Below are 11,612 nucleotides of genomic sequence, written 5' to 3' on the forward strand. Positions count from 1 at the left end.
GTGCCTTCGATGCTGCAGGCCTTCCTGGCGCATCCGGGCATCGAGGCCAGCACGCGGCTCAAGCACATCATCGTGGGCGGGGAGGCCATGCCCGCGCAGACGCAGAGGGAAACGCTGCGGCGCCTGGGCGGCGCCACCTTGCAGAACCTGTACGGCCCGACCGAGACCACCATCCACGTCACGCGCTGGACCTGCAGGGACGACGGGCAAAGCCTGGTGCCCATCGGCCAGCCCATCAGCGGCACCAGCGCCCATGTGCTCGATGCCGAGCTGAACCTGGTGCCGCGCGGCGTGGCCGGCGAGCTGTACCTCGGCGGCGTGAGCCTGGCGCGCGGTTACCTGAACAAGCCGGGCCTCAGTGCGGAGCGCTTCGTGGCCGACCCCTTCGGGCAGGGCGACAGGCTCTACCGCACCGGTGACCTCGTGCGCTGGAACGCCGAAGGCCAGCTCGAATACCTGGGGCGCATCGACCACCAGGTGAAGATCCGCGGCCTGCGCATCGAGCTGGGGGAGATCGAGGCACAGATCCTCGCGCGGCCCGAGGTGCGCGAAGCCGTCGTCGTGGCGCGCGAAGGTGTCGCCGGGGCCTCGCTGCTGGCGTACGTCAGCGTCCATGCAGGACGGTCTGTCGATGGCGCCGCGCTGCGCGAACGCCTGGCACACGTGCTGCCCGACTACATGGTGCCGCGTGCCATCGTCACCTTGCCCGCGCTGCCGCTGAACGCCAACGGCAAAGTCGACCGCAAGGCGTTGCCCGAGCCCGAGGGGCTGGGCCGCGCGACGGCCTACGAAGCGCCGCAAGGCCATGTGGCGCGCACGCTCGCGGCCATCTGGGCCGAGGTGCTGAAGGTCGAACAGGTCGGCCTGCACGACAACTTCTTCGACCTGGGCGGGCATTCGCTGCTGCTCATCCGCGCGCACCGGCTGCTGGAAGACAGGCTGGAGGCCACGTTCCCGCTGGTCAGCCTTTTCAAGTACCCCACCGTCGAATCGCTGGCCCGCTGGATCGAGCAGGGTGGCGCGCAGGTCGCCGCCGCATCTGCCGCGGGCGGCGACGAGCGCGCGCTGCGCCAGCGCGCCGCGATGCTTCAACGCCGCAAAGCGGCAGAGAGAGTCAACTGATGTCCGTCTACAACGAAGCTGCAGAGCCAACCGGTCTCGAGATCGCCATCGTCGGCATGGCCGGGCGCTTTCCCGGCGCCGATGACGTCGATGCGTTCTGGCGAAACATCCGCGACGGCGTCGAGTCGGTGTCGACCTTCACCGATGCGCAGTTGCGCGAGCGCGGCGTGCCGCAGGCTCAGCTGGACGATCCCGACTACGTGAAGGCCGGTGTGCTGTTCGATGGCTTCGACCAGTTCGATGCCGGCTTCTTCGGCTATACGCCTCGCGAAGCCGAGAACCTCGACCCGCAGCAACGCATCTTCCTGGAATGCGCCTGGGCCTCGCTGGAGCTTGCCGGCTGCGACCCCGAGCGCTGGCCCGGCAAGGTCGGCGTGTATGCGGGTGAAGGTACCAACGTCTACCTGATCCGCAACCTGCTGCCGGCTTTCGGCCTTGGCGCGCACACCGGCATCGCCGACCTGCTGGGCCTGATGGGCGGCAACGCCGCCGGCTCGCTGTGCACGCGCGTGGCCTACAAGCTCAACCTGCGCGGCCCGGCCGTTACCGTGCAGACTGCATGCTCGACATCGCTCACGGCCGTGCACACTGCTTGCCAGGCCCTGCTGAGCCACGATTGCGACATGGCGCTTGCCGGCGGCGTGTGGATCAATCTCCTGCAGGAAGGCGGCTACCGCTACCAGGCCGGCGCGATCCTTTCGCGCGACGGCCATTGCCGAGCCTTCGACGCCGATGCCGACGGCACGGTGATCGGCAGCGGAGCGGGCGTGGTCGTGCTCAAACGGCTCGACGAGGCATTGCGTGACGGCGACACCATCCACGCTGTCATCAAGGGCAGCGCGGCGAACAACGACGGCTCGGCCAAGGTGGGATTCACCGCGCCCAGCATCGACGGGCAGGCCGAAGTGATCCGCGCCGCGCAGCTGATCGCGGGTGTCTCGGCCGACACCATCGGCTACGTCGAAGCGCACGGCACCGGAACCACGCTGGGCGACCCCATCGAGATCGCGGCGCTCACGCAAGCCTTCCGGGCCGACACCGAGCGGCGCGGCTTCTGTGCCGTGGGCTCGGTCAAGACCAACGTCGGCCACCTCGATGCCGCGGCCGGCGTAGCGGGCCTGATCAAGGCCGTGATGGCGCTCAAGCACCGCACGCTGCCGCCGAGCCTGCACTTCAGCAAACCCAATCCGCGGATCGACTTTGCCGGCAGCCCGTTTCATGTGAATACGCAATGCCAGCCCTGGCCGGAAGGCAGCACGCCGCGCCGCGCGGGCGTGAGCTCATTCGGCATCGGCGGCACCAATGTGCACGTGGTGCTCGAAGAGGCACCTGCAGCGCAGGCGACGGCGAAGACCTCGCAATGGCAGGTGCTGCCCCTTTCGGCCAAGGATGAGGCGGCACTCGGCCAGGGCCGCGTACAACTTGCGGCGCATCTGCAATCGCACGGTGAGCACGCTCTCGAAGACGTGGCCCACACGCTGCAGGAAGGGCGGCGTGCTTTCGCCTGGCGCAGCGCCGTGGTGGCCAACCAGCCTGCGCTGGCTGCGGAAATGCTCGCTTCGCCGACGGTCGCTGCGACCCGCGCGCCGGCTTCTGCTCCCGGGGTGGTGTTCCTGTTCCCGGGTGGCGGCACGCAGCACGCGCTGATGGGGCAGGCCCTCTATCGCAACAGCGCTGTGTTTCGCGAAACGCTCGACCGCTGTGCCGCATTGCTGAAGCAGGATTCGGGCATCGATCTGCCCGGCCTGCTGTTCCCGCCCGACGGCGACGAGCAGGCAGCCAACGAGCGCCTGGCCCGCATCGAGTTCGCGCAGCCCGCGCTGTTCTCGGTCGAGTACGCGATGGCGCGCTGGTGGATGCACCGCGGCGTGACGCCGTCGATGATGCTGGGCCACAGCCTCGGCGAATATGTCGCCGCCTGCCTGGCGGGCGTTTTCACGCTCGAGGACGCGTTGCGCATCGTCGCCGCGCGTGGCCGTCTGATGCAGGTCATGGCGCCCGGCGCCATGACCGCGGTGCCGCTGGCCGAGGCCGAACTCGCGCCCTGTCTCTCGAACGGCTGCGACCTGGCGGCCGTGAACGCCGAGCAACTGTGCGTGCTCGCGGGGCCGGTCGATGCCATCGCGAGCGCCGAAGACGCGCTGCGCGCCCTTGGGCACCAGCCGCGCCGGCTGCATGTGTCCATTGCCGCGCACTCGCGCCTGGCCGACCCCGTCGTCTCGGAGCTCGAACGCCTGATCGCCTCGGTGCCGCGCCAGGCACCAGGTGTTCCCTTCATGTCGAACCTTACCGGCCGGCCGATCACCGCGGAGGAAGCGACGAGTCCCGCCTATTGGGGACGGCACCTGCGCGGCACGGTGCGCTTCGTCGACGGCCTGCGCGGTGTCTTCGCCACGCCGGGGCGGGTGCTGCTCGAAGTCGGGCCTGGCGAAACGCTCGCCGGCCTCGCGCGCCAGCACCCCGACAGCCAGTCAGCCGCCGGCATCTTGGCCAGCCAGGCCCATCCGCAGCAGCATGCACGCAACGAGCAGCAGCTTGCGAACGTTGTCGCAAGCCTGTGGACCGCTGGCGTGGCGATCGACTGGGAGGCTGCACGCGAAGGCGCCGTGCGCCGCCGCGTGCCGCTGCCGGCCTACGCTTTCCAGCGCCGACGCTACTGGACCGAAGCCGGCGAGGCCGTGCAGACGTCTTCGTCGTCGTCCGGGTCGGAGCTCTTCTATGCGCCGGCGTGGCGGCGCACCATGGCCGCACCGCCATCCGAAGCGAAAGCCGTGCCCCAGGGCTGCACGCTGATCCTCGGCGATGCCGGCAGCTTCACCGACGCGCTGGCGCGCATGCTGCGCGCCCGGGGCGATCAGGTCGTGCTGGCATTGCGCGGCAAGAAGTTCGCGCGCACGGCGCAGCACCAGTACACGATGCGTGCGGCCGAGCGCGCCGACCACGAAGCCCTGCTGCGCGAAGTCGAAGCCGAGGCTGGCCCTGTCGCGCGCGTTTTCCATCTCTGGAGCCTCGACGGCGACAAGCCGGCTCCGGCGACGCACGGGGCGATCTTCGAGGCGGGCTACTTCAGCCTGCTCGCATTGGCCCAGGCGCTCGATGCCGTCGGTGCCGCAACCCGCCCACCGCTGGCACTCACCGTGGTCACCGACCGTGTCGAGGACGTGGCGGGCACCGAGCCCTTCGCGCCCGAAAAAGCCACTGTGCTCGGCATCGCCAAGGTGTTGGAGCAGGAGTCGCCCTCCGTGACATGCCGTGTCGTCGATGTGGTACTGCCCGCGCCGGAAAGCGCGGCCGAAGCCGATCTTGTGCGCCGCGTCGCGGAAGAGGCCGGTTCTTCGGCCGACGATTTCGTCGTCGCCTACCGGGGCGCGCACCGCTGGACCAAGCATTACGAGCCGGTGCCCGCGCAGGCAACGGGAATGCAGCGCCTGCGCCAGGGCGGCGTCTATCTCATCACCGGCGGGCTGGGTGGCGTCGGCCTGGCGATGGCGCGCCATCTCGGCAAGCACTGGCAGGCGAAGCTCGTGCTGATGGGCCGCACGCCGCTGCCCGCGCGCGCCGACTGGGAGCGCCTTGCCTCGGCCACGGACCAGCCCGCTTCGCTGCGGCGCAGGCTGCAGCAACTGATCGATCTCGAAGCCATTGGCGCGCAGGTGCTGGCGGTGGCGGCAGACGTCACCGACCCGGTGCAGCTGCGCAACGCATTGGCCGAGGTCCATGCGCGCTTCGGTCCGGTGAACGGCGTGGTCCACGCGGTCGTGCAGCCTGGCCGCGGAATGATCGCGCAGCGCTCGCGGGCGCTGGTCGAAGCCGCGTTCGCACCCAAGGTTGCTGGAACGATCGCACTGCTCGACGCATTGCGCGCCGAACCGCTCGACTTCGTGCTGTTCTGCTCTTCGGTCGCCAGCCTCATCGGAGGCCTCGGCCGCAGCGACTATGCCGCGGCCAACGCCTACCTCGATGCCTTCGCGCACGCGCACCGGCGCCACTCTTCATTGCCGGTCTTCTCGGTGAACTGGGACGCCTGGCGCGACGTGGGCGTGGCCGTCGACATGGACATGCCCGAGGGCGTCGGCCTGGACGAGCGCACCGGCGTGCTGGCTTTCGAGCGAATCGCCAACGGCCCCGACCTGCCGCAGACCGTGGTGTCGATCACGCCGCTGGCACCGCGCCTGCGCCCGCTCGAAGGCCTGCTTGACGCGCTGGACGCCGGCGCCCCACCCGCCGCCGAAAACCGCGCCAGCCATTCGCGACCGGTGCTGTCGACGGCCTACCGCGCGCCCGAGGGAGACCTCGAAGAGGGGCTGGCCGATCTGTGGCGCGAAGCGCTCGGCATCGCACCCGTGGGCGCGGACGACAACCTGTTCGAACTCGGCGGCGATTCGCTGCTCGCGATCCGGCTGCTGGCGCGTGTGCGCAAGGCCTTTGGCGTCGAGCTGCATCCGGCCGCCTTCTTCAAGGCACCCACCATCGCCGAACTGGCGGTGCTGGTCGAGATGCGGCTGATCGAGGAGATCGAGCGCGAGGCCGAGTCCGAAGCTGCGAAGACCGATGTCTCGGACATCGCCAGGTCCACCACGGGATTTCCATCATGAGCCAAAGCAAGGATCTTTTCGAGCGCCGGGCAAAGCTGTCCCCGGCGCAACTGAGTGCGCTGCAGCGGCGGCTGCGGCGCGGCGATGACACGACCGCAGCGCCCGCACGCCCACAGCGCGATGCCATCGTGCGCAGCTTGGACGACGGCGCTGCCGTGCAAGTTTCCTTCGCCCAGCAGGGGCAGTGGTTCCTGTGGCAGCTTGATCCGGGCAATACTGCCTATCACGTTGGCGGCGGCCTGGGCTTCTCCGGGCCGCTGGAAGTTGCCGCGCTCCAGGATGCGGTGCATGCGCTTGCGATGCGCCACGACACGCTGCGTACCGTCTTCAGGGCAGGCCCTCACGGTGTACCCGAGCAGCGCGTCGAGCCCACGAGCACGCTCGCGATTCCCTTCGTCGATCTGAGCGCGCTGGACGCCAACGCCCTCGAACTGCGCTACGGCGAGATCGTGCGCGAGGTCTGCCGCACGCCCTTCGACCTCACGGCCGGCCCGTTGCTGCGCGGCACCTTGCTGAAGATGGGCGATGAAGACCATCAACTGCTGCTGACCATGCACCACATCGGTTCCGATGCTTGGTCGGTCGAGTTGATCCTGGATGATCTGGCGCGCCTCTACGCGCAGCGTGTTGGGGCGGCACGAACCATCGCCATGCCCGAGCCCGAGATCCGCTATGTCGACTTCGCCTCATGGCAGCGCAACTGGGTCGAAGGCGCCGAGGGCGAGCGGCAGATGGCTTACTGGCAGCGGCGGCTCGGTGGCAGCCAGCCGGTGCTGGAGCTCACGACCGATCGGCCGCGTTCGGCCGATGCGAAGTACAGCGCAGCGCAGCACCTGCGCGAAGTACCGGTAGAGCTGGCGCGCGAACTGAAGCGGCAGGCCCGGGAGCAGGGCGGCACCTTGTTTCAGGTGTTGCTTGCGGCTTTCCACGCCTTGCTCTTCCGCTACACCGGGCAGGACGAGATCCGCATCGGCGTGCCCGTGGCAGGCCGCAACCGGCCCGAGACGGCGGGAGTGGTGGGCGCCTTCATCAACACCGTGGTGATGGATGCGCGTCTGGATGGACATATGCGCCTGTCCGAGCTGCTGGCACAGGTGCGCGACACTTCGCTCGAAGCGCAGGCGAACCAGGAGCTGCCCTTCGAGCGGCTCGTCCAGGCGCTGCGACCGGACCGCGTACACGGCGGATCGCCGCTGTTCCAGGTCATGTTCAACCATCTGGGCGAGGGCGACAGGCCGCTGAGCGGATGGCCCGGCCTGCAAGTGCGCCGCATCGACCTGGCGGAGCGCGCCGCGCCGTTCGAGCTGATCCTGGAGACCATCGAATGCGAAGACGGCTGTATCCGTGCAGCGTTCCGCTACGCGTCGGAACTGTTCGAGCCGGAGACGATCAGGCGGCTGGCGGGCCATTACCAGCGCGTGCTCCGTGCCTTCGTGGCCGAGCCGGCATGCGTGCTGGGGGATCTGCCGCTGCTCGATGAGACGGAGCACGCGCAACTCGCGGAATGGAGCGCCTGTGCTCAAGGCCGGGCAGAAGCGGCCACCGTGCACGGCCTGATCGAATCGCGAGCTGCGGCGAACCCCGACACCGTCGCGGTGATTTTCGAGAACGAAGCGCTCAGCTATCACGAGCTCAACCAGCGAGCCAACCGGCTGGCACATCGGCTGATCGAGAACGGTGTGCGGCCCGAGACCAAGGTCGGCGTGATGCTGGAACGAGGTGTCGAACTGGTGGTCGCGCTTCTTGCGGTCCTGAAGGCGGGGGGCGCCTATGTGCCGCTGGACCCGGAGTACCCGGCCGACCGCATCGCCTGCATGGTGGACGACAGCGGGCTTGCGCTGGTTCTCACCCAGGCTCATCTGCAGGATCGCATGCGACTGCCTGCGGGCATCTCCACGCTGGCGGTCGATGCGTCGGATGCTGGCGAATACGTGGCAACCAATCCCGAGGTTCCGTTGAACGGCGACAACCTGGCCTACGTGATCTACACCTCAGGCTCCACTGGCAAGCCGAAGGGCGCGCAACTGTGCCATCGCAACGTGACCCGGTTGCTCTCCGCTACCGAGCCATGGTTCCAGTTCGGGCCGCAGGACGTGTGGACCATGTTCCATTCGTACGCCTTCGACTTCTCGGTCTGGGAGATTTTCGGAGCGCTTTGCACCGGTGGCAGGTTGGTCGTGGTGCCTTTCTGGGWGAGCCGCTCGCCCGCCGACTTCCTTCGACTGCTGCGCGATCAGCGGGTGACGGTGCTCAACCAGACGCCGTCGGCATTCGGCCAGTTGGTTGCGTTGCCTCAGGCCCATGAAGGAGGCCTGTCGCTTCGCACCGTGATCTTCGGCGGAGAGGCGTTGGAGCCGCAACGCTTGCGCACGTGGATCGAGCACCACGGAGACCAGCAGGCCCAACTGATCAATATGTATGGCATCACCGAAACCACGGTTCACGTGACCTACCGCCGGATCACTGTGGCGGACCTGGGGCAACAGCGTAGCCCTGTCGGCACCGCCATTCCCGACCTGGGCCTGCAGGTGCTCGATGCGCGGCTGAATCCGGTGCCGGTCGGCGTGGCCGGGGAGCTGCATGTGTCGGGCGCCGGCCTGGCGCGCGGCTACCTCGATCGCGCGGCCCTCACGGCGGAGCGCTTCATCGCGATGGAAGGCGGCGACCGGCTCTACCGCACCGGCGATCTGGTGCGCTGGACCGCGCGAGGCCAGCTGGAGTACCTCGGGCGCATCGACCAGCAGGTGAAGGTGCGGGGCTTCCGCATCGAACTGGGGGAGATCGAGGCGCAACTGCTCGCGCAGCCGGAGGTTCGAGAGGCCACCGTCGTGGCCAGGGAGCACGCAGGCGCGACGATGCTCGTGGCTTATCTGTCCGCGCGGGCGGGGCAGGCGATCGACACCGCCCAGGTGCGCTCGCGACTGGGCCGCGTGCTGCCGGAGTACATGGTGCCTGGCGCCGTCGTGGTGCTGGATGCGCTGCCGTTGAACGCGAACGGCAAGGTTGACCGAAAGGCGTTGCCCATACCCGGCTTCGACAGCGAACGCGCCTATGTCCCGCCGCAAGGCGACGCGGAGAGCGCGCTGGCGCGAATCTGGTCCGAAGTGTTGGGTGTGGAGCGCGTCGGCCGCAACGATCATTTCTTCGAGCTTGGCGGCCATTCGCTCATGTCGATGCAGGTCGTGGCCCGCGTGCAGGCCGCCATGCATGCCGACCTCACGGTCAAGGACATTTTTCGGCACCCCGTCCTGATGGACATGGCCCGGTCGATTTCGCTGGCGTGTGTACGCAAATCGCACGCGCAAGCCTTGTCCGACGTCGACTCCTTCATTGACAGCCTCGAGACCACCTGATGGAAATCACGGCCACCCACGACCACATCGGCCGGCGCTTCCTGCGCCTGACCCCGGCGCAGCGCCGCGCGGTGTATCAAAAGATCCGTGCCGAGGGCCTCACGATCGGGCAGTTTCCGATCGTTGCGCGCGACGAGGCCGTGCGGGCCGCGTGCCCGCCTTCGTATGCGCAGATGCGGCAGTGGTTTCTGTGGCAGCTGGAGCCGGACAGCTCGGCGTACCACATTTCTGGTGGATTGCGGCTCGACGGGCGGCTCGACATCGAGGCGCTCAAGGAGAGCTTCGACGCGCTGGTTGCGCGCCACGAATCGCTGCGGACCGTGTTCGGCGTGAACGCCGAAGGAGAGGTCGAGCAGCGCGTGCAGGCGCATGCGGCACTGGACATTCCGCTGGTCGACCTGACCTACCTGCCGGACACCGAGCGCGAGGCCTCTGCGTGCGAGGAGGCGCGGCGCATTGCGGAGGCGCCTTTTGACCTGACCACTGGCCCGCTGCTTCGCGTCGTGCTCATCCGCATGGACGCCGAGGCGCACATGCTGGCGGTCGTGATGCATCACATCGTGTCCGACGGATGGTCGATGCGCATCGTCGTGGACGAGTTCGTCGCTGGATACCAGGCACGAGTGCTGGGCAGGGTGCCGGCACGCGATGCGTTGCCGGTCCAGTACGCCGACTACGCGATCTGGCAGCGCCACTGGCTCGAGGCGGGCGAACAGGAGCGGCAGCTCGATTACTGGAAGACGCAACTGGGCACCGAGCACCCGGTGCTGCAACTGCCGGTGGATCGCATGCGGCGTGCCGACGGAAAGTACCGCGCGGCACGCCACGAAACGGCGTTGTCGCCGTCGCTGGTCGAGTCGCTGCGCCGGCGTGCGCAGGCACAGGGAGCGACGCTGTTCATGGTGCTGCTCACCGGCTTCCAGGTGCTTCTGAGCCGCTACACCGGGCTGCAGGATGTGCGGGTCGGCGTACCGATCGCCAACCGGCACCGCGTGGAGTCGGAACGCGTCATCGGATTCTTCGTGAACACGCAGGTGATGCGCAACGTGCTCGGCAGCCGGACCCGGCTGCACGAAGCGCTTGCCGCCACCCGCGAGGCTGCGCTGGGTGCGCAGGCGCATCAGGACCTGCCGTTCGAACAACTGGTCGAAGCCCTGAATCCCGAGCGCAGCCTGAGCACGGCTGCGCTGTTCCAGGTGATGTTCAACCATCTGCAGCAGGACCACAGCGCGCTGGACAATCTGCCCGGCCTTGCATTGCAGACCTGGGAGTTCGGCGATCAGGCGGCACAGTTCGAACTGACGCTGGGCGCGGTCGAGGACGGCCGGGGCCAGGTGCGGTTGAACTTTCACTACGCCCGAGAGCTGTTCGATCCGCAGACCATCGAGCGGATGGCGGGGCATTACGCGGCGATCCTCGATGCACTGGCTCGCGATGCCGATCGCACGATCGGTGAGATCGATCTGATGGGAGCGCCGGAGAAGGCGCAGCTCGCATGCTGGAGCGTGAACACGCAGCTGGAGCCGGATGCGCAGCCGGTGCACCGCAGCATCGCGCGCCATGCGCGGCTGCGGCCCGAGGCGACGGCGGTGTTGTTCGCAGACGCGGCCTTGAGCTACGCCGAACTCGACGGCCGCGCCAACCGCCTTGCGCATCGCCTGATCGCGCTGGGCGTCAGGCCCGACATGCGCGTGGGCATCGTGATGGAGCGCTCCGTCGAGATGATGGTGGGCATCCTCGGGATCCTGAAGGCCGGCGGCGCCTACCTGCCGCTGGACCCGGAGTACCCGGCACAGCGCCTGGCCTACATGGTGCAGGACAGCGGCATCGGACTGCTGCTCACGCACCTCGCCACGCGCGAGCACATCGCGACGAACGCAGGACTCGTGCAACTGCAACTGGACACCCTCGACCTGTCGAGCGAACCCGACACCGACCCGCAGGTCCCGCTGCACGGCGAGAGCCTGGCCTACGTCATCTACACCTCCGGCTCCACCGGCAAGCCCAAGGGCGCTGCGGTGCGCCACGAGGCGCTGCACAGCTGCATGGCCTGGATGCAGCGGGCCTATGGCCTGGCGCACGACGACACCGTGCTGCACAAGGCGCCATTCGGCTTCGACGTGTCGGTGTGGGAGATGTTCTGGCCCCTGACCACCGGAGCGAGGCTGGTGATCGCCAACCCCGGCGATCACCGCGACCCCGAGCGGCTGGTGCAGCTGATCCAGCACCACCAGGTCACCACGCTGAACTTCGTGCCTTCGATGCTGCAGGCCTTCCTGGCGCATCCGGGCATCGAGGCCAGCACGCGGCTCAAGCACATCATCGTGGGCGGGGAGGCCATGCCCGCGCAGACGCAGAGGGAAACGCTGCGGCGCCTGGGCGGCGCCACCTTGCAGAACCTGTACGGCCCGACCGAGACCACCATCCACGTCACGCACGACCAGAGCGAGGCGCTGGCGGTGAGCGACCAGATCATCGTGATGGACCACGGCGTGATCGCCCAGCGCGGCACGCCCGAGCAGCTCTACGGCCGGCCCGAGAG

Annotated in this window: 4 protein-coding genes; all 4 read left to right on the forward strand. The window is 68.4% G+C overall.

Annotated elements, in window-relative coordinates; all coding sequences use genetic code 11:
- Nucleotides 1-1,122 (forward strand): AMP-binding protein (locus QMO14_RS31505; RefSeq protein ID WP_301512002.1); only part of this gene is annotated, 1,122 nt, incomplete at its 5' end.
- Entirely contained in the window at nt 1,122-5,717 is a 4,596-nt protein-coding gene (locus tag QMO14_RS31510; RefSeq protein WP_301512003.1) for an SDR family NAD(P)-dependent oxidoreductase, read from the forward strand. The genes QMO14_RS31505 and QMO14_RS31510, both read left to right, overlap by 1 nt.
- A complete protein-coding gene (locus QMO14_RS31515; RefSeq protein WP_301512004.1) occupies nt 5,714-9,070 on the forward strand; it encodes an amino acid adenylation domain-containing protein in 3,357 nt (1,118 codons plus the stop codon). The genes QMO14_RS31510 and QMO14_RS31515 overlap by 4 nt, the downstream gene beginning before the upstream one ends.
- The coding region (locus tag QMO14_RS31520; RefSeq protein ID WP_301512005.1) for a condensation domain-containing protein at nt 9,070-11,612 on the forward strand (2,543 nt) is incomplete at its 3' end. The genes QMO14_RS31515 and QMO14_RS31520, both read left to right, overlap by 1 nt.

The sequence above is a fragment of the Variovorax sp. CAN15 genome, assembly GCF_030462475.1.
In the GTDB taxonomy this organism is placed as follows: Bacteria; Pseudomonadota; Gammaproteobacteria; order Burkholderiales; family Burkholderiaceae_C; genus Variovorax.